This window comes from Marinobacter sp. CA1 (genome assembly GCF_020546665.1).
Classification (GTDB): domain Bacteria; phylum Pseudomonadota; class Gammaproteobacteria; order Pseudomonadales; family Oleiphilaceae; genus Marinobacter; species Marinobacter xestospongiae.
This window is the reverse complement of sequence record NZ_CP071785.1, coordinates 1043176-1066069: the sequence shown is the minus strand read 5'-3', so window position 1 is coordinate 1066069 and position 22894 is coordinate 1043176. Positions and strand designations below refer to the sequence as shown.

17 protein-coding genes are annotated in these 22894 nt (G+C 64.1%); 12 read left to right on the top strand and 5 right to left on the bottom strand.

The features are described 5' to 3' along the window. Position 1: 1 nt before the first annotated feature. Together urtB and urtA are read right to left on the bottom strand one after the other, a co-directional pair. Complete coding sequence (urtB, locus tag J2887_RS04900; RefSeq protein WP_227174534.1) at positions 2 to 1603, bottom strand: urea ABC transporter permease subunit UrtB; 1602 nt, start codon at positions 1601 to 1603, stop codon at positions 2 to 4. A 141-nt stretch (positions 1604 to 1744) separates the two neighbouring features. Then, entirely contained in the window at positions 1745 to 3043 is a 1299-nt protein-coding gene (gene urtA, locus J2887_RS04895) for an urea ABC transporter substrate-binding protein (RefSeq protein ID WP_227174533.1), read from the bottom strand. A gap of 484 nt (positions 3044 to 3527) precedes the next feature. On the opposite strand from urtA, the gene atzF reads away from it, so the two are divergent. From atzF to J2887_RS04875, 4 genes are all read left to right on the top strand, one after another. Continuing rightward, complete coding sequence (gene atzF / locus J2887_RS04890) at positions 3528 to 5378, top strand: allophanate hydrolase (protein ID WP_227174531.1); 1851 nt, start codon at positions 3528 to 3530, stop codon at positions 5376 to 5378. A gap of 10 nt (positions 5379 to 5388) precedes the next feature. Further along, the gene (gene uca / locus J2887_RS04885; RefSeq protein WP_227174529.1) at positions 5389 to 9060 is read left to right on the top strand and encodes an urea carboxylase; all 3672 of its coding nucleotides are present in this window, start codon (positions 5389 to 5391) and stop codon (positions 9058 to 9060) included. 58 nt (positions 9061 to 9118) lie between these two features. Continuing rightward, positions 9119 to 9835 (top strand): GntR family transcriptional regulator, encoded by a 717-nt coding sequence (locus J2887_RS04880; protein WP_227174527.1) that lies wholly within the window; start codon positions 9119 to 9121, stop codon positions 9833 to 9835. A 124-nt stretch (positions 9836 to 9959) separates the two neighbouring features. Continuing rightward, positions 9960 to 11009, top strand: a complete 1050-nt coding sequence (locus J2887_RS04875; protein WP_227174525.1) for a 2-dehydropantoate 2-reductase — start codon at positions 9960 to 9962, stop codon at positions 11007 to 11009. Between the two features lie 345 nt (positions 11010 to 11354). Here J2887_RS04875 and J2887_RS04870 read toward each other — a convergent pair whose 3' ends face one another. Beyond that, positions 11355 to 11507, bottom strand: coding sequence for a hypothetical protein (locus J2887_RS04870; protein ID WP_227174523.1), 153 nt, complete (start codon positions 11505 to 11507; stop codon positions 11355 to 11357). Here J2887_RS04870 and J2887_RS04865 point away from each other — a divergent pair. The 4 genes from J2887_RS04865 (at position 11506) to J2887_RS04850 (ending at position 14833) form a co-directional block, all read left to right on the top strand. Beyond that, positions 11506 to 11829, top strand: coding sequence for a ComEA family DNA-binding protein (locus J2887_RS04865; protein ID WP_227174522.1), 324 nt, complete (start codon positions 11506 to 11508; stop codon positions 11827 to 11829). The genes J2887_RS04870 and J2887_RS04865 overlap by 2 nt on opposite strands. A gap of 108 nt (positions 11830 to 11937) precedes the next feature. After that, the gene (locus J2887_RS04860; RefSeq protein ID WP_227174520.1) at positions 11938 to 12741 is read left to right on the top strand and encodes a (Fe-S)-binding protein; all 804 of its coding nucleotides are present in this window, start codon (positions 11938 to 11940) and stop codon (positions 12739 to 12741) included. Continuing rightward, positions 12738 to 14183, top strand: coding sequence for a LutB/LldF family L-lactate oxidation iron-sulfur protein (locus tag J2887_RS04855; RefSeq protein ID WP_227174518.1), 1446 nt, complete (start codon positions 12738 to 12740; stop codon positions 14181 to 14183). Before J2887_RS04860 ends, J2887_RS04855 begins: the two co-directional genes overlap by 4 nt. Next, entirely contained in the window at positions 14180 to 14833 is a 654-nt protein-coding gene (locus tag J2887_RS04850; protein WP_227174516.1) for a LutC/YkgG family protein, read from the top strand. The genes J2887_RS04855 and J2887_RS04850 overlap by 4 nt, the downstream gene beginning before the upstream one ends. A gap of 55 nt (positions 14834 to 14888) precedes the next feature. On the opposite strand, the gene gloA is transcribed toward J2887_RS04850, so the two are convergent. Next, complete coding sequence (gene gloA, locus J2887_RS04845; protein ID WP_227174514.1) at positions 14889 to 15440, bottom strand: lactoylglutathione lyase; 552 nt, start codon at positions 15438 to 15440, stop codon at positions 14889 to 14891. A 163-nt stretch (positions 15441 to 15603) separates the two neighbouring features. Here gloA and J2887_RS04840 point away from each other — a divergent pair, with 163 nt between their 5' ends. The 4 genes from J2887_RS04840 to J2887_RS04825 all read left to right on the top strand — a co-directional run bounded on the left by J2887_RS04840 (position 15604) and on the right by J2887_RS04825 (position 20884). Next, positions 15604 to 16293, top strand: a complete 690-nt coding sequence (locus J2887_RS04840) for a GntR family transcriptional regulator (RefSeq protein WP_227174512.1) — start codon at positions 15604 to 15606, stop codon at positions 16291 to 16293. Between the two features lie 155 nt (positions 16294 to 16448). Next, entirely contained in the window at positions 16449 to 17465 is a 1017-nt protein-coding gene (locus J2887_RS04835) for a DUF6160 family protein (protein WP_227174510.1), read from the top strand. 84 nt (positions 17466 to 17549) lie between these two features. Further along, entirely contained in the window at positions 17550 to 18638 is a 1089-nt protein-coding gene (locus J2887_RS04830) for a lysylphosphatidylglycerol synthase transmembrane domain-containing protein (protein ID WP_227174508.1), read from the top strand. Continuing rightward, positions 18635 to 20884, top strand: a complete 2250-nt coding sequence (locus J2887_RS04825) for a glycosyltransferase (protein WP_227174506.1) — start codon at positions 18635 to 18637, stop codon at positions 20882 to 20884. Before J2887_RS04830 ends, J2887_RS04825 begins: the two co-directional genes overlap by 4 nt. Here J2887_RS04825 and J2887_RS04820 read toward each other — a convergent pair. Beyond that, positions 20870 to 22609, bottom strand: coding sequence for a putative bifunctional diguanylate cyclase/phosphodiesterase (locus J2887_RS04820; RefSeq protein ID WP_227174504.1), 1740 nt, complete (start codon positions 22607 to 22609; stop codon positions 20870 to 20872). The two genes, J2887_RS04825 and J2887_RS04820, sit on opposite strands and share 15 nt — an antisense overlap. Between the last annotated feature and the right edge of the window lie 285 nt (positions 22610 to 22894).

Here is a 22894-nt window from a genome sequence, read left to right as displayed (position 1 = left end):
CTTACCCTTCTGCCGCTCGGCCCTTCTGCGGGAACAGTCCGCGTGGGCGTTTCTGGATGAACAGGATGATGAAGACCAGCACCACGATCTTCGCCAGGACCGCACCAGCCCAGGGCTCGAGGATCTGGTTGATGGTGCCGAGGGAGAGGCCGGCGACCAGGGTGCCCCAGAGGTTGCCGACACCACCGAACACCACCACCATGAAGGAGTCGATGATGTAGCTCTGGCCCAGGTTGGGGCCGACGTTGGTGATCTGCGACAGCGCCACCCCGGCCAGACCGGCCACGCCGGAGCCCAGACCGAAGGTGAGGATGTCCACCTTGGTGGCCTTGATGCCCATGGAGCGGGCCATGGCGCGGTTCTGGGTGACGGCGCGGACGTCCAGACCCAGGCGGGTGCGGCGCATGATCAGCATCAGCCCGGCGAACACCACCAGGGCGAAGCCGATGACGTAGAGGCGGTTGAGGGTCAGTGACAGGGCCTCGTTGATCATCAGCGAGCCACTCATCCAGTCCGGGGTAACCACGGTACGGTTGAGCGGGGAGATCACCGTACGCACCAGTTGTTGCAGCATCAGGCTGACCCCGAAGGTGGCCAGCAGGGTCTCCAGCGGGCGCCCCTTGAGGTGCTGGATGACGGTGCGCTCAATGGCGATGCCCGCCAGCGCCGCCACCAGGAAGCCGGCGGGAATGGAAAGGATCAGTGCCAGCCCCGGTTGGCCCGGCAACAGTTGCTGCATGCCCCAGGTGGTGTAGGCGCCGAGCATGATCAACTCGCCGTGGGCCATGTTGATCACCCCCATCACGCCGAAGGTAATGGCCAGGCCGATCGCCGCCAGCACCAGCACCGAGCCGAGGGAGAGGCCGAAGTACAGGGTCTCGGCGACGTCGTTGAGCTTGAGTTTGGTTTCAACGCCCTTCAGCGCCTTGGCAGCCGCAGCGGCCAGCTCGGGGTTGTCGCTCCCGGCGGCGGCATTGAGGGCGACACGGGCCTGGGCGTTGAGGCTGCCATCCAGCACCGCCACCGCGGCCACGTCGCCCTGCCCTACCTGGTGGATGGCAAGGGCTTCGGCCAGGGCGGCGCGCACGTCGCTGTTGGCTTCGGTTTGCAGCAGGCCTTCGATGCGCTCGGCCAGCGGCCCGTCCACCTCGCCGCGCAGATCACGGGCGGCAGCCAGGCGGGTGTCGGGGTTGGCCACGGTCAGATCAATGACGGAGAGAATGCCGTCCAGTTCGTTGCGCAGCGCGTTGTTGACGCGAATGGTGTCCAGATCGCGGCGGGACACCTCACCAAGGGATTCGCCGCTGAGGGCGTCGGCCACGGTCCAGTTACGGCCGCGGTTGGACAGCACAATCACGAACTGGCCGCTGTCTTCGATGCGGCTCAGCTTGCCGTTGGCAAAGGCGTCCAGCCAGCCTCGGGCGCGTTCGTCTCCACTGCCTGCGATTTCTGCGATCACGTCTTTCTTCTGGGCATAGGAGGCCTCGGCCAGCGCCTGCAAGAGCGCCGTGGCCTCACTGTCCGTCGATTGGGCCTGGGCCATCGGCGCCAGGACCAGCAGACACAGCAACAGCAGGCTGGTGAGCGATCGGGAGATGCTCATGGGTGTCTTCCTGTAGCTAAGGGGTGAGCGTTGTTGGCGGTAACGCGTAGGGTTCGGTCTTGCCTTCAGCCGGGCGCCGGAGCGCCGGGCGGGCGGGGACAACCGCGGCCCGGTGGCCGCGATGGTCCCGCCGGGTCTCGGTTACTCGGCAGCCACTTCGGCGGCACCGCCACAGCTGCGGCTCACCACGTTGTAGTTGCCGCACGCCAGGGGCTTGCGCCAGTCACTGATCAGGTCTTTGGAACCGGGCAGGAAGTCGGACCAGGCGTCGCCAGCCACGGTGGACGGGGTTTCCCAGACCACGGAGAACTGGCCGTTGTCCTGGATTTCACCGATCAGCACCGGCTTGGTGATGTGGTGGTTCGGCATCATGGTGGCGTAGCCGCCGGTCAGGTTGGGCACCGACACGCCGATGATGGCGTCCTTGACCGCGTCCACTTCCGGGGTGCCGGCTTTGCGCACCGCTTCCACCCACATGTTGAAGCCGATGTAGTGGGCTTCCATCGGATCGTTGGTGACGGCTTCCTCGTTACCGCTGTAGTCCACCCAGGCGTCGATGAAGTCGTAGTTGGCGTCGGCATCCACACTCATGAAGTAGTTCCAGGCCGCCAGGTGACCTACCAGCGGGCCGGTATCGATGCCGGACAGCTCCTGTTCACCCACCGAGAACGCCACCACAGGAATGTCGGACGCTTCGATGCCCTGGTTGCCCAGTTCACGGTAGAACGGCACGTTGGCGTCGCCGTTGATGGTGGAGACCACGGCGGTCTTCTTGCCTTCGCTGCCGAACTGCTTGATGTCAGCGACGATGGACTGCCAGTTGGAATGCCCGAACGGGGTGTAGTTGATCATGATGTCGTCAGCGGCGACGCCATGGTCCTTGAGGTAGGTTTCGAGGATCTTGTTGGTGGTGCGCGGGTAGACGTAATCGGTGCCCGCCAGTACCCAGCGCTCAACGCCGATCTGGTTCATCAGGTAGTCCACCGCCGGAATCGCCTGCTGGTTGGGCGCCGCGCCGGTGTAGAACACGTTTTCAGAGGATTCTTCACCTTCGTACTGAACCGGGTAGAACAGCAGGCCGTTCAGCTCTTCCACCACCGGCAGCACGGATTTGCGGGAAACCGAGGTCCAGTTGCCGAAGATGACATCAACGTCTTCCTTCTCCAGCAGTTCCCGGGCTTTTTCGGCGAACAGCGGCCAGTTGGAGGCCGGGTCCACTACTACCGGTTCCAGTTGCCGACCGAGCACGCCGCCGGCTTCGTTCTGCTTTTCAATCAGCATCAGCATGGTGTCTTTCAGGGTGGATTCACTGATGGCCATGGTGCCGGAGAGGGAGTGCAGGATACCGACCTTGATCGGGTCTTCCGCCGCCATCGACTGCATGGAGATGGAAAGCGCCAGTGCGGAGAGGCCCAGAGTCACGTGTTTTTTAATGGTCATGTCTTACGTCCTTTTCCTGTTTGATGGGACATCGGTCAAAACGCCCAGCCACCAGTGCAGCTACCGTTCCAACACAGGAAAAGGTCTTTAATTTTCATAAGTTTGCGATGTATACAAGAAGACAGAGCAAGACCAATCGGGGGTCATTCAAGGGCCTGGGGCCTCATCGCTGGGCGTAAGCCGGCGCCGGCCTCTGGTCGTGCACAACCGTGTGGCATGACGAAAACCCACCGAAAACCCATAAATATCAACCAACTAATAAAAACACCAAAACACAACAATCAATCACGATGCAGTAAAACCGGGGTCGGTCCTATTTGGTGCCAGCGCGCTATAACGGTGCAGTTCGATCTGTCGGGATACCAGCCGCATTCCTTTAATTCATTGTTATATATAGATTTATATCCATCCATTCGAAATGGCACAGGCCTTGCCATGCAGGTTGTATACAAGTTCACGCAACCTTAGATGAAGGACTCTGCCCATGTTCGATGTTTCCGGATGGACCCTGAATGACTGGCAGGCGGCCTACCAACAAGGCGCCCAACCCGACGACCTGCTGCCACAGCTGTTGGCTCAGTGCACTGCGGACGATCCGGCCTGGATTGCCCTGCTCGACCAGCCCGGCCTCGACCAGGCCCTGACCGAACTGGCCGCCACTCTGGCACAGGCCGGTGGCGATCCCGCCCGGCTCCCGCTGTATGGGGTGCCCTGCGCGGTGAAGGACAACATTGATGCCCGCGGCTTCCCCACCACCGCCGCCTGCCCCGAGTTTGCCTACCAGCCCACGGAGGACGCCACCGTGGTGGCGAAACTGAAAGCCGCCGGCGCGGTGGTGATTGGCAAGACCAACCTGGACCAGTTCGCCACCGGCCTGGTGGGTACCCGCTCTCCCTATGGTGCCGTGGCCAACACCTTCGATCCGGAAGTGATCAGCGGCGGCTCCAGCTCCGGATCTGCCTCGGTGGTTGCCCGGGGACTGGTGCCCTTTGCCCTGGGCACGGACACCGCCGGCTCGGGCCGCGTTCCCGCCGGCCTCAATAACCTGGTGGGGCTGAAGCCAACCCGGGGCGCCTTCAGCATGACCGGGGTAGTACCCGCCTGCCGCTCGCTGGACTGTGTCTCGGTGTTTGCGCTGACGGTGGACGATGCCGCTGCGGTGAGCGCCCGCTTGACCGGTCTGGACGACCGCGATGTTTTCTCCCGCACCGGGACTGCTGCGGGCGACGGCCCCGCCATCCGCCGGCCTGGCCCGATTCGTCGGCTGGCCATTCCAGCGCCCCACCACTGGCTGGGGGACGACGCCACCGTCGCGGCCTGGCAGCGCTCCCTAACGGACTGGCCGCAATTGGGGATTGAACTGGTGCCGATGGCGTTTGATCCGCTGCTGGAACTCGCCGAGCTGCTGTACCAAGGACCCTGGGTTGCCGAGCGCCACGCCGCCATCGGTGATTTTCTCCAGCAACAGGGCGAGTCGGTGCATCCGGTGGTCCGGGGCATCATTGAATCCGCCAGCCAGTTTGACGCCAGTACCACCTTCCAGGCGCAGTACCGTCGCGAGGAGCTGCTGCGCCGGATTGACCAGACCCTGGCCGACGTCGATGGCCTGCTGGTGCCCACCGCCCCCATTGCCCCCACCATTGCGGCGGTGCAGGCGGACCCACTGACACTGAACAGCCAGCTCGGCACCTTCACCAACTTCGTCAACCTGGCGGACTTCTGCGCCCTGGCCATTCCCGCCGGGTTCCGTGAAGACGGCCTGCCGTTTGGCGTCACCCTGATCAGCGGTGCCTGGAAAGACCAGGCGTTGCAGACCCTCGCCAGCCAATGGCTGAACCGCCACCCACTGCCACTGGGCGCCACCGATCGCCCGCGACCACTGGAAACCGGCCCCGACAGCAGCCAGACGGCAATCCCAGAACCCGGCGAAGACACCGTCACCGTGGCGGTGGTGGGCGCTCACCTCAGCGGCATGCCGCTCAATGGTCAGCTCACCGAACGCCAGGCGGAACTGCTGGAGCAGACCACCACCACCCCCAGCTACCGGCTCTATGCGCTGCCGGAAACCACGCCCCCCAAACCCGGCCTGCGGCGGGTCGCCAACGAGGACGGCGCGGCTATTGTTGTAGAGGTATGGCGCATGCAGGCCAACCGCTTCGGCTCGTTTGTCGACCTGGTGCCGCCGCCCCTGGGCATTGGCAACGTGGAGCTGGCCGATGGCCGCTGGGTGAAAGGCTTTATCTGTGAAGGCTATGCCCTGGAGCAGGCCCGGGATGTCACCGCCTTCGGCGGCTGGCGTCCCTACATCACCGCCCTTACCAACGGCCAGGCATAAGGAGACCGCCATGACCAACCCAATTCCGACACCCGTTAACGGTCCCCTGCCGTTCACCAAGGTACTGATTGCCAACCGCGGTGAGATCGCCGTCCGCTCGCTGCGCACCCTGGCCCGGCTGGGCATCGCCAGTGTCGCGGTGTACGCCGAGCCGGACCGCCACAGCCAGCACGTCCAGCAGGCGGATGAGGCCATTGCTCTGACCGGCCAGGGTGCGAGTGAGACTTACCTGGACGGCGAGCAGATCCTCGCTGCCGCCCGCCAGACCGGCGCCCAGGCCATCCTGCCGGGCTATGGTTTCCTGTCGGAGAACGCCGGCTTTGCCGAGGCCTGCGAAGCCGCCGGCATTGCCTTTGTCGGCCCTACCCCGCAGCAGATGCGGGACTTTGGTCTCAAGCACCGTGCCCGGGAACTGGCAGAGCAGGCCGGCGTTCCGCTCGCTCCAGGCAGCGGCCTGTTGGCGGACCTGGACGAGGCCCTCACCACCGCCGCCGAGCTGGGCTACCCGGTGATGCTCAAGAGCACCGCCGGTGGTGGCGGCATCGGCCTGACCCGCTGCGACGATGAGGCCGCCCTGCGGGACGCCTTCGATTCGGTCCAGCGTCTGGGCCAGAGCTTCTTTAACGACAGTGGCGTGTTTCTTGAGCGCTTCATCGCCCGCGCCCGCCATGTCGAAGTACAGATCGTCGGCGACGGCGCCGGCCATGTGGTCGCCCTTGGCGAACGGGACTGCTCGCTGCAACGCCGCAACCAGAAGGTGGTGGAGGAAACCCCGGCCCCCAACCTGCCGGCAGCCACCCGCCAGAAAATGCTGGACGCCGCCGTGGCCCTGGGGCAATCGGTGAACTACCGCTCCGCCGGCACCGTGGAGTACATCTACGACGCCCAGCGGGACGAGTTCTACTTCCTGGAGGTGAACACCCGGCTGCAGGTGGAACACCCGGTCACCGAGGCGGTCACCGGGCTCGACCTGATCGAGTGGATGCTCACCATCGCCGCCGGCCAGGGCCCGGATCTGGCCGGCTTCACCCCGGCGTTTTCCGGCGCTGCGATGGAGGTGCGGATCTACGCTGAGGACCCGCTGCGGGATTTCCAGCCCAGCCCGGGCGAGCTCACCGACGTGCACTGGCCGGACGGCGAGGTCCGCATAGACACCTGGGTGGAGAACGGCAGTGAGGTCTCGGCCCACTACGACCCGATGATCGCCAAACTGATTGTCCACGGCGCCGACCGTGCCGAGGCGCTGCAGCGGCTGCAACAGGCGCTGGCCAGCACCCGGCTGATGGGCATCGCCACCAACCTGGATTACCTGCGCCAGGTGGTGGCCAACCCGGCCTTCGCCGCAGGCGAGGTGTCCACCCGCGCGCTGGACAGCTTCGACTACCAGCCGGCGGCAGTCTCGGTGCGCCAGCCGGGCACCTACACCACAGTGCAGGACTGCCCGGGCCGGATGGGCTACTGGCACATCGGGGTGCCCCCTTCCGGGCCGATGGACGACTACGCCTTCCGCCTGGCCAACCGCATTGTGGGCAACCACCCCGACGCCGCCGGCCTGGAAGCCACCCTGGTGGGGCCGGAACTGACGTTCCATCAGGACACCGTTATCGCCCTCACCGGTGCGCCCTCCCCGGCCACCCTGGATGATCAGCCGGTGCCCTTCTGGACCCCCGTGAGCGTGCGTGCCGGCCAGGTGCTGGCGGTCGGCAAGGCCACCTCGGGCTGCCGTACCTATCTGGCGGTACGGGGCGGGCTCGATGTGCCGGTGTACCTGGGCAGCCGCGCCACCTTTGCCCTGGGCCAGTTCGGTGGCCATGGTGGCCGGCCGCTGCGCCCCGGGGACACCCTCGCCATCAGCCAGCCGGAGCTGCCGGCCTGCACCACGCCGGCCCCCACCCACGCGCCGGCGGCGGCCGACCCGGCACTGGTACCGGACTACCCCAGCCACTGGCAGATCGGCGTGCTGTATGGTCCCCATGGCGCGCCGGACTTCTTCACCGAGCGCTCCATCGAGGAATTCTTCCAGCAGGATTGGGAGGTGCACTACAACTCCAACCGCCTGGGCATCCGCCTGAACGGCCCCAAGCCGTCGTTCACCCGTACCGACGGCGGGGAGGCCGGGCTGCATCCGTCCAACATTCACGATTGTGAGTACGCCATCGGCTCCATCAACTTTACCGGCGACATGCCGGTGATCCTGACCCGTGACGGCCCCAGCCTGGGCGGCTTCGTGTGTCCGGTAACCATCGCCAGTGCCGAGCTGTGGAAGGTGGGACAGGTCAAACCCGGCGACACCATCCGCTTTGTGGCGATGGACCAGGCCACGGCGGTGGCGTTGTCAGAGCGCTGCGACCGCGCTGTCGAGAGCCTCACCGCCAGCGCCCCGGTACCCTGGCAGCGGCCGTCGCTGGCGCCGCAGGCGGACCGCTCCGCCACCCTGCTGGGACACCTGGCCGGCACCGATCAGCGCCCGGAAGTGTGCTATCGCCAGGCCGGGGATCAGTACATCCTGATGGAATACGGCCCCAACGAGCTCGACCTGGGAGCCCGCCTGCGCATCCACGCGCTGATGGAAACCCTGAAGGAACGGCTGCCGCCGGGGCTGCTGGAGCTGTCCCCCGGCGTGCGCTCGCTGCAACTGCGCTACGATCCCCGGGTGCTGCCCCAGCAGGCGCTGGTGGATCAGCTGTTGGCGCTGGAGGAGCGGCTGCCGCCAACCCACGAGCTGTCCGTCCCCAGCCGGGTGCTGCACCTGCCCATGGCGTTCGAGGACAGCGCCACCCTTGAGGCGGTGGAACGTTATCGCCAGTCGGTGCGGGATGAGGCGCCCTGGCTGCCCAACAACGTCGACTTTATCCAGCGCATCAACGGCCTGGCGGAACGGGAGCAGGTTCGCGACGTGCTCTACAGCGCCCGTTATCTGGTGCTCGGGCTCGGCGATGTCTACCTGGGGGCGCCCTGCGCGGTGCCGCTGGACCCCAGGCACCGGCTGCTGACCTCCAAGTACAACCCGGCTCGCACCTACACCGCCGAGGGCACGGTGGGTATTGGTGGCATCTACATGTGCATCTACGGCATGGACTCCCCGGGGGGCTACCAGCTGGTGGGGCGGACCCTGCCCATCTGGAACCGCTACCTGAAGAACCCGCAGTTTCAGGACGGCCAGCCCTGGCTGCTGAACTTCTTTGATCAGGTCTGCTACTACCCGGTGTCGGAGCAGGAACTGGAGCGTCAGCGGGATCTGTTCCGCGCCGGCCAGCTCAGCATCGAGATTGAACACACCACCTTTGAGCTGGCCTCCCACCAGGCCTTTCTGGACGCCAACGCCGGCGCCATCGCCGAGTTCCGCCAGAGCCAGCGGTCGGCCTACCAACAGGAGGTGGCGCGCTGGAAAGACAGCGAAGCCGACACCCTGGAGCGGCTGGCCAAGGCGCCACCGGCAACCGACACCGCCGATCTGGCCCGCTTCGGCGAGCTGGTGAGCGCGGACATGGCAGGCAACATCTGGCAGTGCCTGGTGAAACCCGGGGACAGGGTCAGCAAGGGCGACCGGGTGCTGGTGGTGGAGGCCATGAAGATGGAGTTTGAAGTCCTCGCCAGCCACGATGGCACCGTCTCGGCCCTGCATGTTCAGGCCGGCAAGGCCGTGACGCCGGGCGAACCGTTGCTTAGCATTGAGATATAACCCAGGCCGGGCGCCCTCCTCTGTTTGAGGGTGCCCGGTGACTTAGGGAGCAAGAGTCATGACAGAAAAATCCCCGGGCCGTCGCAAGGAAAGCATGGCCGATCGGGTCTACGAGGCCCTCAAGGCAGACATCTTCGAGTTCCGCCTGATTCCTGGCGACCGTTTCAGTGAGGGCGATATCGGCGGCCGGCTGCAGGCCAGTCGCACTCCGGTGCGCGAGGCATTGTACCGGTTGCAGCGGGAAGGCTATGTGGACGTGCTGTTCCGCAGCGGCTGGCAGGTGCGGCCGCTGGACTTCCAGCAGGTGGCCGACCTGTACGATCTGCGCATCACCCTGGAGCGGGCAGCGGTGGAGAAGCTCTGTCTTCTGCCGGAACCACCGCCGACCCTGCGCACCCTGACGGCGATCTGGAACCCGGATCATCCCTCTGAACGGGCGGTGGGCAGTACCGTGCGGGCGCTGGATGAGAGCTTCCACTGTGACCTGGTGGCCGCTGCCGGCAATCGCGAGATGACTCGCATTCACCGGGAGATCACCGAACGCCTGCGCATCATCCGTCGGCTCGACTTCACCCGTGACGATCGCATCGACGCCACCTACGAGGAGCACGCGGAGATTCTCGACGCCCTCCGCCGGGGCGAAGCAAGCCACGCCGCCGACCTGTTGGCCAGCCACATCCGCAGCAGTCAGGACGCGGTGAAGGAAATCACCATGGAGCGCATCCGCGAGGCCGCCGAATACCAGCGCCAACAGGCGACCGCTGCCGAAGAGTAGTTGACGCGGCTCGCGGGGACAGTATGGTTACTTGGCCTGATGTCACAATCGTCAGATGTCACGAAAAGATGGCAGAGGCTCCCAAGCTGTCAGAACAACAAAAACGCCGCCCCAGGATGTCGCCATGGCCCACACCTACGATCACACCGCCACCAATCCCCCCGGCCGGATCGCCATTTTTGGCGCCGGCAGCGTCGGTTGCTACCTGGGCGCCCGGCTACTGGCCGCAGGCGCAGAGGTCCGCTTCATCGGTCGCCCCCGGTTACAGGCGGTGTTACAGCAACACCCACTGGTCGCCAGCGATTACCAGGGTTTCCGCCACAGCCAGCAGTTGTCCGAGGGCCACTACGTCACCGACCCCAGCGCGGCCGCTGACGCAGACCTGGTACTGGTCACGGTCAAATCCGCCGCTACCGCGGAAGCCGGCCATCAACTGGCAGAGGTGTTGCCGGCTGGCACGCCGGTGATCAGCCTGCAGAATGGCATTTCCAACGCCGACACCCTGGCGGCGGCCATGCCCGATGCCCGTGTACTGGCGGGTATGGTGCCATTCAATGTTCTGCAGCAGGCCCCCGGGCACTTTCATCAGGGTACCGAAGGCCATCTGATGGCAGCTTACGACGCCGTTCTGGAACCCTGGCTGGGGTTGTTCAACGCCGCGGGTCTGCCGCTGGAGCTACGTCAGGACATGCTTTCGGTGATGTGGTCCAAGCTGCTGCTCAACCTGAACAACCCCATCAACGCCCTGTCTGGCGTGCCGCTGCTGGAGGAACTCTCCCAGCGGGACTACCGGCGCTGCCTGGCGCTGGCCCAGGAAGAAACCCTGACTCTGCTGGACCGAGCAGGCATTCCGGTGATCAAACTGACCGGTCTGCCCACCCGCTGGATACCCACGCTGATGCGGGCGCCGGACTGGTTGTTCACCCGGCTGGCGAAAAAAATGCTGGCCATGGACCCGGTCGCCCGCTCGTCCATGTGGGAAGATCTGGAGGCCGGCCGCGCCACCGAAGTGGACTGGATCAACGGCGAAGTGGTCGCTCTCGCCCATGCCCAGGGCCGCCAGGCACCGATCAACGACACCCTCACCAGGCTGGTTCATCAGTGCGAAACCCGACGCCGGGCCTGGCCCGCCGGGGAACTGCTGGCGCAGCTGAAAAATATGAACAGGAATTGATCTCATTTGGTGCGCCAGCGCCTACACCACTGTAGGAGATATCGCACACGAACCGTCGGCAATGTCCTTTGGCACCAACTCGGCACTTACCTAGAATAGACAGTGTCAAGGATGACAAGCCCGCACGGAAGCAGGCATACGGATGAACGGATGGGCTCACAGGATGTGAGCGTACATGGACGACTGCCCACGGAGCAGGGCAGCCCGAAGGACCGGGCGTCAGGCCGGCGACGGAGAAGGTTTACAAGGATTGTGAGCCTTTCCGTGCCCCTTTCTCCCCCAGCTTTACCTGCATGTTTCCCTCTGTCTGTTTTCGTTGTCGGGCGCCTTCTCAAGGCATACCGGTTATTGGCTGGTGTCGGCCTGCGTGGCCGAGCCAAACCCCTTGTCGCTGTTACCAACACCGGACCGCGGGTTATCCAGCCAATCGTCTGCCACCGGCAGCACCTGATCTTGCAGATCCTGGTCCGCGAGTCCATGCGCCCAGGAGAAATCCATGCACAACCTCGTACCCCGGAAACCCCTTCATCGCAGCCCGATCCTCGCGACTCTGGCACTTGTGCTGTCGCTGCTGACCCTGCCCCTGCAGGCGGACCCGGCGAACGCTGTCGCCCCCATCAACATCAATACCGCCACCGTCGAACAACTGACCGCACTGGATGGCATCGGCCCGGCCAAGGCCCAGGCGATCGTCAGCTACCGCAATGATCACGGCCCCTTTCAGAGCACGGAGGACCTCACCAAGGTCCGGGGCATTGGTAACCAGACCCTGGCCAAGAACAGCCCCCGGCTGACCGTGGACCGTCCCGCCACGCCGTAGTTTGGTTAACGGGCTTCTGGACAGGCTCGCTCCCGCTGCATAAGTTTAGGAGACGTCGGTGTGGTTGCGCGTGCGCAGCCACCGAGTCCGCATGCAGTGGGAGGTCTGATGACAGAGCCGGTTAAGGTCTATCCCGCCAAACCGCAAAAGGTGTTCTTCTTCGGCACCTGTCTGGTGGACCTGTTCTTCCCGGATGCCGGTATGGCCGGCATCCAGTTGCTGGAACGGGAAGGCATTGAGGTGCTGTTCCCCCAGGCCCAGACCTGCTGCGGCCAGCCCGCCTACACTTCCGGTTACCACGACGACGCCCGCGCCGTCGCCGCCGCCCAACTTCCGCTGTTTGACGAACCATGGCCCATTGTGGTGCCTTCCGGGTCCTGTGCCGGCATGATGCGCCAGCACTACCCCGCACTGTTTCAGGACACGCCGCAGCAGGCGCTGGCCAATGAGGTAGCGGCCCGAGTCTGGGAGCTGACCGACTTTCTGCTCAACGTCTGCCACATCAAGCTGCGGGATCAGGGTGAACCAGTGACGGTCGCCATGCACACCTCCTGCTCCGCACGGCGGGAAATGGGCATCGCCGCCGTGGGGCCAGCACTGCTTGGCCAGCTGGACAAGGTCACCCTGGTGGAACAGGTACGGGCGGAGGAATGCTGTGGCTTTGGCGGCACCTTTGCGGTACGCCACCCGGAGATCTCCGGCGCCATGGTCAATGAGAAGGTCAGCAGCCTGGTTGATACCGGCGCCCGCGCCTTTGTCACCACCGACTGTGGTTGCCTGATGAACATCGATGGCCACGCCGAGAAGGAACAGCAACCACTGCGGGGCCAGCATATCCTATCGTTCCTGTGGCAGCGGACCCAGGGTGGACCGGGTGGACAGGATCGAGAGGATAGAGAGGTCACGCCATGACCGCCCAGCCACCCCCGTCCGACGTTGAACAGTTCCACCCCCGGGCCCGGGCCGCGCTGAGTGATCCCCAGGTACGACAGAACTTCCGTCGCGCAATGGATGGGCTGATGGCCAAACGCAAGGCTGCGTTCGCCGACTGGGATCTGGACGCCCTGCGGGACCTGGGGGCGGCGGTTCGCCAGCGCGCCCTGGCCGAGCTGCCCAACCTGCTGGAGCAACTGGAGCAACAACTTCAGGCCAACGGCATTCAGGTTCATTGGGCGGTGGATGGTGACCATGCCTGTCGCATCGTCACCGACATCTGCCGCGCCCGCGACGCCCGGCGGGTGATCAAGGGCAAGTCGATGGTGTCGGAGGAGATGGAGCTGAACCATTATCTGGAGCAGCACGGCATCGAGGCGCTGGAGTCGGACCTGGGCGAGTACATTGTCCAGTTGGCGGAGGAAACGCCCTCCCACATCATCATGCCCGCGATCCACAAGAACACCGATGAGATCTCCGAGCTGCTGCACGACAAGACCGGCACCCGGCGCTCCCACGATGTCGAGTACCTGACCGCCAGTGCCCGCCAGCAACTGCGGGAGAAATTCATGCAGGCGGATGTGGGCATTTCCGGGGTCAACTTCGCGGTCGCCAGTACCGGAACCCTGTGCCTGGTGGAGAACGAGGGCAATGGCCGCATGACCACCACCGTGCCACCCTGCCACATTGCCGTCACCGGCATCGAGAAAGTGGTGCCGGGCCTGGACGAAGTGGCGGTACTGCTGGCACTGCTGACCCGCTCCGCCACCGGCCAGCACATCACCACCTACTTCAATATGATCTCCGGCCCCCGCCAGCCGGACGAGCTGGACGGCCCCGAGGAAGTTCACGTGGTGCTGGTGGACAACGGCCGCGCCACGCTTTACCAGGACCCGGAGCTGCGCGACACCCTGCGCTGCATTCGCTGCGGTGCCTGCATGAACCATTGCCCGGTCTACACTCGGGTTGGCGGCCACACCTACGGCACCACCTACCCCGGCCCCATTGGCAAGATCCTGATGCCCCATCTGCTTGGCCTGGCCTCGACCCGCCACCTGCCCAGTGCCTCCAGCTTGTGTGGCGCCTGCGGTGAGGTGTGCCCGGTACGCATCCCGATCCCCGATCTGCTGGTCCGCCTGCGCCGGGAGGCGGTGGACGGCGACCGCTTACACCCGTCCCGGGTCGCCGGCCATGGCAGTAAGCGCAACCCGGTGGAAGCGGTGGCCTGGCGCAGCTGGCGCTGGCTGCACAGCAATGGCGGCCGCTACCGGCTGGGTACCGCCCTGGCCACCCGCTTCCGCCGTCTGCAGCCCGCAAACCTGGGTGCCTGGACCCAGTACCGCACGGCACCACGACTGGCCAGCCGCAGCCTGCACCAATGGGTGCGACAACGGTCCAAGCAGGAGTCTGACGAATCATGAACGCACGGAAACAGATTCTGGATCGGCTCAGGGCCGCAACGGACACCGCGGCTGAGGCAACACCGCTGGACTTCACCTCAATGGAGCGGCCACCGTGGAGTCAGGAGGAGTGCCTGCAACGGTTTGAGCAAACACTGGAGTCGGTGCACGGAGAGGTTCACCGGGTCGACCGGGCGCACTGGCTGCTCCGGCTGGCGGAGATTCTGCAGGCCCGGAAGGTACGCAATCTGCTGGCGCCGGTGGAACACCCACTTGGTCAGGCCCTGCGGCAAAGTGGCCGTGACGACCTGCCAACACTGCTGGCGTACGACCAGGTGATCGAGGCCTGGCAGCCATCGCTGTTCAACGACGTTGATGCCAGCCTGACGTCGACCCTTGGCGGCATCGCCGAAACCGGCTCGCTGATCCTGTGGCCGACCCGGGACGAGCCGAGACTGATGAGTCTGGTGCCACCCATTCACATTGCGGTGCTGGACGCCGACCAGCTGTACAGCACGTTTCTGGATGCCCTGCGCCAGCAGGGCTGGTCTGCGGGGATGCCGACCAACGCCCTGCTGATTTCAGGCCCTTCCAAGACCGCCGATATCGAACAGACCCTGGCCTATGGCGTTCACGGCCCGCGGGAGCTGATCGTGCTGGTGCTGGGCTGATCGCACTGATGCCGGACGGTGCCGACGGGCACTGCTACCCGCCGGACCGCCGCGATCAGTCGTGGTCGCGGCGCTGCTTTTCCAGCATGTTGGGCTGGAGGATCTCGATCCAGTAACCATCCGGGTCCTGAATGAAGGCCAGGCCTTTCATCTTGCCGTCATCCGGCCGTTTGATGAATTCCACCCCAAGCTCATCAAAACGCTCCGCCGCCCGATACACATCCGGTACCGCAATGCCGATGTGGCCAAAGCCCTGGGGCTGGTCATTGCCATTGTGATAGTGGAAGTCCGGATCGTCCTCGGTCCCCCAGTTGTGGGTCAGCTCCAGCATCGCCTCGCGCCCGAAGGTGAAGGTGGTGCGGTGGGCCTCGTCCCGGGGTACGGCTGCCGCCTGACGCTCATCCAGGTAACCCAGGAAGTAGAGGCTGAACTGCATCTCCGGGAAATCGAGCTTGCGAACCAGGCTCATACCCAGCACCCGGGTGTAGAAGTCCAGGCTGACGGCCGGGTCCTTGATTCGCATCATGGTCTGGTTGAAGACGTAGCCCTCGGTCTCAGGAATCGGGGCATCATAGAGGCCGGGGGCCTCTTCGAAATGCTTGGGCATGGTGGGCTCCCTGTTCTGTTCATTCGCCGGGGCTACCGGCGTCGCGGTGCTGCTGCCATCGCCGGGCCCCATGTAAACCCTATACCTGTGTGCGTGTCAGCAGGATTTCAAGGGCGTGACACAGGTGACATGGCACTCTGGCCCGGTGTGCTAAACTCGCGCCATGGAATTTCAGGTCCCCAACACCCTCGCCGAACAGATTGCCAACTTCCTGGCTGAACGGATCATGACTGGTCAGATTCGGCCGGGCGAGCGCATTCATGAGGTCAAGATCGCCGCCGAACTGGAGGTAAGCCGTGCTTCGGTCAAGGAAGCGCTGTACACCCTGGAGCGCTGGCACCTGGTCGACATCATCCCCCGCAAGGGTGCTGTCGCCACCTGGCTTGACGCCGAGCACGCCTCCGAGCTCTACGATGTCTACATGCACCTGCTGCAGATGCTGGTGGAACGTCTGATCGACCGCTGGCAGCCCGAACACCGCGATCGCCTGCTGGGCCACATCGAGCAGGTATCCCGGCGGCTGCAGGAGCGCACCGACGTGCTGGCGGTGGTGGAGGCCAGCTTCGATGTCATGGATGTCTGCTGTGAAGTGGTGGGCAACCCCTACCTCACCGAGGCACTGACCAACTTCAAGCCTGCCGTCAGTCGCACCTATTACCTCAGCGCCGATCGCTATCGCCAGGATCTTCGCCGTACCGCCAGCTTCTTCAAGGGGCTGACCCAGGCGGTCCTGGACCGGGACCGGGTCGCGGCGGCCCATGAAATCACCGAGTTTTTCAACCACCAGCGCCAGCTCATCCTGCAGGCACTGTCCCCGGACGACACCACACCGGCCTCGTCCCGCTCCGCCTGAACCACCCTGCCATTGGCCCGACGGGCCAGATCTGTGATTCGCGCCGGTCTGTGAGAGTAATCACAGACCAGATACCCCGATGCGTCTACTGTAACAACATGTAACCTTACAACAAGAATCCGGGGTTCAGCCCCACCCATGCCAAGGATCGCCCCATGCCTCTGAATCGAGACTCCTTCTCCGCCAGTGCCGCTGCCGGCCTGCTGGTATCCGCCGGATTGTGGCTGACAGCAATGCCGACCCAGGCACTGGAGCGTCTGGACGACGGTGAGATGGGGGTGGTGACCGGCCAGGCAGGTATCACCATGGAACTGGCGGCACGGATCGACATCGGGCAGGTGCGTTATGTCGATGAGGCGCCATTGGATTTCAACCAGGTGCGGCTGTCTGGCCACAACGGCACCATGCTCGACAACCTCAAACTGACCCTGGACGTCGCCGGCCCGGGCGAAGTGCTCGACTACGGCTTCTCGGAACTGGCTCGACGGGGCGACCAGGGCACTCTGGACCCGAATCACTGGCAGGTGGCGGACGCCATGAACCGCTACTCGGTGGCTGGCGAATTCGGTCGTCAGTACAACGACGGTGATCTGGTGATTCACCTCAGCCCGGTGGACAGCGGCGATCCCGCCAGCCTGACCGATTACCTCAATGCGGTGGACTTCGAGCTGGCCATCGACTCCATTGTCACCGGCGGCCAGCCCACCAGCACCACCATGTTTGAGAACATCCTGCTGCAAGGCTACCTGGGCCCCACCGACATTGTGGTTGGCAACACTGACAACAGCCGTGTGCTGCCCAGCGGCACCCTGGTCCAGGGCGCCGAAACCCACATCAGCAGCCACTTTGCCATCACCAACGGCCAGCTCGACTGGAACGTGGGCAACTTCGCCATTCTGTTCAACTTCGCCGCAGTGGGCATTGAAGGGCTGCGCCTGCACAACAACCGCGGCGACGACATGCTGGGCCACTTCGGCATGGCCTACGCCGAGGCGTCCATCAGCAAGGGCACCAGTGGTACCAGCGGGCAGGATGGCCTGTCGATTCACAACGTCGATTTCCGGGCGGATCTCGACATCGATCGGTTCAAGGTGGGCGGTCACAGCATCGGCTCGGTGTACATGACCGACATCAACATCCAGGATGCGTCCTTCCTGGTCTACGGCCACTGATCCGGCCACCGGGAGTCCGGCTGGCCATTAGCCAGGTGGCCCCGGAATGGTTACACTGCGCCGTCATCCTTCGATGGAACGCGCATGAGTGACACACGGATTGATTCGCCGTCCCAGACCTCGTCCAACAGGGAAGAAAACCAGGGCTCCGGCACACGCCTGCTGCTCTTCAGTGCCCTGTTCCTGGGGCTGACCGCCCTCGGGCTCTACACCATCTGGGATCGCTTTGCCGGTCGCAGCATTGCCTTCGATGACCGCCTGCTGTCCCCCATTTCCCTGATTGCCATCACCGGTCTGGTGCTGCTGTACTTCCTGATGGACGGGCTGCGTCTGCACTTCACCCTCCGGGCCCTGGGGCACCGGCTATCGATGGCCGCGCTGTTCAAGCTGGTGTTCATCAACCTGTTCTTTTCCAACGTCACACCGATGGCCACCGGTGGCGGCGTCGCTCAGGTGGTATACCTGCGCCAGCACGGCATTCCCCTTGGCCGGGCCACCGCTGCCACCACCATCCGCACGGTGCTGGCAGTGGCGGTGATCTTTACCCTGGCTCCGCTGTTCCTGATGTGGCTGCCCGCCCTGCAGTCCTTCTCGCTCAACCAGCAGCTGGGCACTGCCCTGGCGGTGTTCGCCGCCATCTACCTGACCTTCTTCGCGCTGGTGCTGTTCCGTACCCGCTGGCTGCTGGTGCCGTTGCAGGCAATGCTGGCGGGCCTGCACCGGGCCCATGCGCTGGGTGACGACCGCTATCGCCGCTGGCGCTTCCGGCTGAAGCGGGAGCTGATCCGCTTTGCCCACAGTTTCCGCGCCTATCTCGCCGGCCCCCGCCGCTGGGTGGCGCTGTCGGTGCTGTGTACCGTCGGGTTCCTGCTGTGCCTGTTCAGTCTGCCGGCGGTCCTGTTGGCGGCACTGGACTACCAGATTCCTTACCTGACGACCCTGGGCCTGATGACGGTCACCACGTTCGTGATGTATTTCGCGCCGACCCCCGGTGCCTCCGGCATCTCCGAGGGCGTGTTTGGCACCTTCTTCCGCGACCTGCTGGCGGGCCAGCACCTGGTGCTGGTGACGGTGGCCTGGCGCTTCCTCACCATCTACCTGGGTATGCTGATCGGCCTGATTCTGCTGCAGCGCGACCTGGCCCGCCAAAGCAAGGACACCAAGACCCCATGATCTTCCGCCACCCCCTGAAGGCGCTGTTCTACCTCAACCTGCTGATCATCCTGCTGCTGATTGGCTACAAGGTGTACCTGAATCTTTACGGCCCCCGACTGGAAGCGATCCACACCGACCAGGTCGCCGAGCTGCAGGCATCCCTGACCGCCGATCAGCCGTTCTCGTTCGCGGTGGTTGGCAACATCAACAACTCGGTCGGGATCTTCGAGCAGCGTATCGTGCCGGAACTGAACCGCTCTGGCGTGGATTTCCTGGTGTCCGCAGGCAACGCCGTCAGCAGTGGCGGTGAGGACAAGTACCGGGCACTGCAGGGCACCCTGGGACACCTGCAGATGCCCTACCTGCTCACCTTTGGCGAAAACGAGCAGGAAAACTTTGGCAGCTTCCGCTTCTACGACCACTTTGGCCCGCATTTCTACAGCGTGAGCGCCGGCAACAGCCGGCTACTGTTCCTCGACAGCACCGGCAAGACCCCCTGGCGCTGGCAGATCCGCTGGCTGGACGAACAACTGGCCAGCGACGACAGTCCCCACCGCTTTGTATTCATCAACCACCCGCCCTTCAGCTCCGGCAAGGACCTGCTGTTTGGGATGGAGGACAAGCACCTGCAACCGGTGGAATTCCGTCAGGCGCTGATGTCCCTGTTGCAGCAACACCGGGTGGACGCGGTGTTCTCTGCCAGCATCCCCATCTTCGCCGAGCAGAAAGTTCACGATACCCGGCTCATTACCACCGGCGGTGCCGGCGGCCTGGTGCTCAACAACGAGGACAGTTTCTACCACTATGTACGGGTGACGGTGCCGGAGAACCCGGATGCAGACGTGGCCATCGAGCTCAATCGACTGGAGATTGGCCAGCACCCGGTGATGAAGCAACTGGAGAGTTTCTGGTTCTTCATCTACTCCCTGTTCTATGTCGGCTACCTGAACTTCCTGCTGGTGCTGGCGGTGTTCGTGGTGATCGCCATTCGGCTCTACGTCACCGTGTACGTCGGTCGTGACTACTACCCGGATTATGACCTGGACCCCACACCCTGGCTGAAGCGGCCATTGAAGGTGGCCATGTTCACCAACAACTACCTGCCGTTCATCGGTGGCGTACCGATCTCCATTGAACGCCTGCGGCGGGGCCTGAAGGCGCTGGGCGACTCGGTGCTGGTGGTGGCACCACGCTACCGGGACCAGCCAGCGGAGGAAGAGCAGGTTCTGCGCATACCCTCGCTGCTGGCGCTGGGCGAAAAACGTGAGTTCCGGCTGGCCAACATTTTCCTGCCCCGCCTGCGGCGGCAGGTGGCCGACTTCCGCCCCGACCTGATCCACATTCATCACCCCTTCTGGATCGGTTCCCTGGGGCTGTTCATCGCCCGCTGGCTGCGGGTCCCGGCGGTCTACACCTACCACACCCGGCTCGAGCACTACGCCCACTTCGTGCCGCTGCCCGGGCGGCTGTTCCGTAACCTGATCTCCCACGAGATCATCAAGCGTTTTGCCAACCGCTGCGATGCGGTCATCGTGCCCACTTACTCCACCGAGGAGTACCTGCGGATGATTGACGTCAAGACCCCCACCTACGTGCAGCCGACCGGTATCGAGTATCAGCGTTTCCAGGAGGTGCACCAGCGCGAGGTCGACAAGCTGCGCCAGCGACTCGAACTTGGCGACGAGCGGGTGTTTGTGAGCGTGTCGCGGCTGTCCAATGAGAAGAACATCGATTTCATGATCGATGCCATCGATCAGTTGCGGCGTCGCACCGACGTGCCGTTCCGGTTCCTGATGATTGGTGATGGCCATCAGCGCCAGCGACTGCAGAAGCGCATTGATGAGCTGGACCTTGGCCGGCACTTCACCTTGGTCGGCGCCGTTCCCCCGGACGACATGGCCACCTGGTACCACCTTGGCGACGCCTTCGCGTTTGCCTCCAAGTCGGAAACCCAGGGCATGGTGATCCTGGAAGCCATGGCGGCGGGCCTGCCGGTGGTGGCGGTGCGTTCCAGCGGCATCGACGACGTGGTACGAGACGATCACAACGGCTACAAGACCCCGGAAAAGCAGCAGCTCTGGCTGCAACGGGTGCAACAGTTGCTGGAGGATGACGAGCTGCGCCAGCGCCTGGCAGACAACGCCCTGTCATTTGCCGCGGATTATTCGGTGGAGCAGTTCGCTGACGACGTTCGCACCATCTACGCGACCGTACTGGCCAGCCGGTTTGGCGAGCCGGAGGACGACCGTTCAGCGGAAGGCTGACCAATCCGCTCCTGTCGTGGTTGCCAGAAAGGCCACCAGTTCGTCAGCAGGCATCGGAAGGGCATAGTAAAACCCCTGGGCGGCATCGCAACCCAGATCGCGGACCAACCGGTCCTGCTCCGCGGTTTCGACGCCCTCCACCAGGACCGTCAGGCCCAGCCGGTGACCGACCTGGATGATCGCCTCCAGGATGGCCATGTCGGCGTCGTTGCCGAGTGCGTTCTGCAGGAACAGCCGGTCGATCTTCAGGGTGCACAGCGGCAACCGCCGCAGATACACCAGTGACGAGTAGCCGCTGCCAAAGTCGTCAATGGCAATATGGCCGCCGGCGTTGTAGAGGCGATGCAGCTGGGCCATCTCAGCGTCCTGGCTCGACATCATTTCGTGCTCGGTCAGCTCCAGCCCCAGCTGTTTGAGCGGGATTCCGAACTGACGCGTCACCTCGAGCACCTGGTCATCAAAGCGCTGCTTGATCAGCTGATTGGCGGAAACGTTGATATCCACACGCAGACCGGCCAGGGGCGTCGTTTGCCACTGTGCCAACTGCTGGCAGGCCTGCTGCAGCACCCACTGGCCGATCTCCCAGATCAGGCCTGACTTTTCTGCCACCGGGATAAATTCCGCCGGCGACACCGGCCCCCCTTCCGCCGGGAAACAACGCAATAACGCCTCACAGGACCTGATCCGACCGCTGCGCAAGTCAACCTGGGGCTGGTAGTAGAGCTGGAACCAGTCGCGCTCCAGGCCCTGGCGGATCAAGGTCACCACCTGCTGGTGACGGTGTAGCTGATCGGAAATGGCCTGGCTGAAGAAGCAGTAGCCGTCTCGCCCCCGGGCCTTGGCCTGGTGCATGGCGGCGTCAGCCGCACCCATCAGCGAACGGCTGTCACGGCCATCATCCGGAAACAGACTGACACCGATGCTGGCGCTCAGGGCGTAGTCGACGTCATCGACCACCAGGCAATCCGCAAACTGGTCGCGCAGTGACTGCAGGAACCCCTCAACCTCCGGTCGTCCGTCGACGTCCGCCAGAATGGCGACAAACTCATCCCCACCAAAGTGACTGAGCCAGTTTGGCGGACCAACCACCAACGCCAGTCGCGCGGCCACCGCCTGAAGCAATCGGTCGCCGAGATCGTGGCCAAGGGTATCGTTTATCAGTTTGAACTCATCCAGATCGATGAACAACAGGGCCAGCCGCTGCCCCTCGTTCCCGGCCCGGGTGATCCGGCAGGCCAGCTCCTGCTCCATGCTGAAGCGGTTGGGCAACCCCGTCAGGCCATCATAATGAGCCTGCCGAACCAGCTTCTGCTCCGCCCGCTTTTGCTCCTGCAGGCAGACATCGATACAGAACATCTCGCAGGCCCCGGAGGCCTGGCGTAGCAGTACGTGGCTGGAGTACACCGGCACGGTATGACCATCCCGATGCTGCAGTTCCAGCTCCGCCGAAGGAATCGCCACCCCCTCGGCCAGCCAGACGCGATGGGCCTCGATCACCTCGTCACGCATGCGGTGAGGAATGATCAGGTCCTCCAGGCGGCGGCCCAGGGCTTCGTCTGCGGAATAACCGTAGATCCGGGTGCTGGCCTGATTCCAGTAGATGACCCGCCGTTCGCGGTCGTAACCCTGCACGGCGACCATGGGCAGCTGTTCGATCAGCTGGAAGAACCGATCCTCATCGTTGGCCAAAGGGTCGTCCGCGGTCTGCGCGGAAGCGTCAGCCATTGTTTTCGATGGCCGGGACGGTTTGGGTGTGTTGATGGCCATGGTAACCGAGTGCTCCTGTCGGCAGCTGTGCTCTTGCCTATCCATTACGCTGGTCGAGGTAGCCTCGGATCGCGCAGAGGCGATTCGAAGTTCATCAGAGGCGCCCTGATGTCCCGTCTGACGAATTCCTTGGCCAGACAGGACACTAGTTATTAATAGCAGCTTGGTGTGGGATTGCAGGAAATCGTGGGTTTGCCGGTATTTCTGTGCCGGGGAGGCTCTGATGCGCTCCCTGGCGGGGTC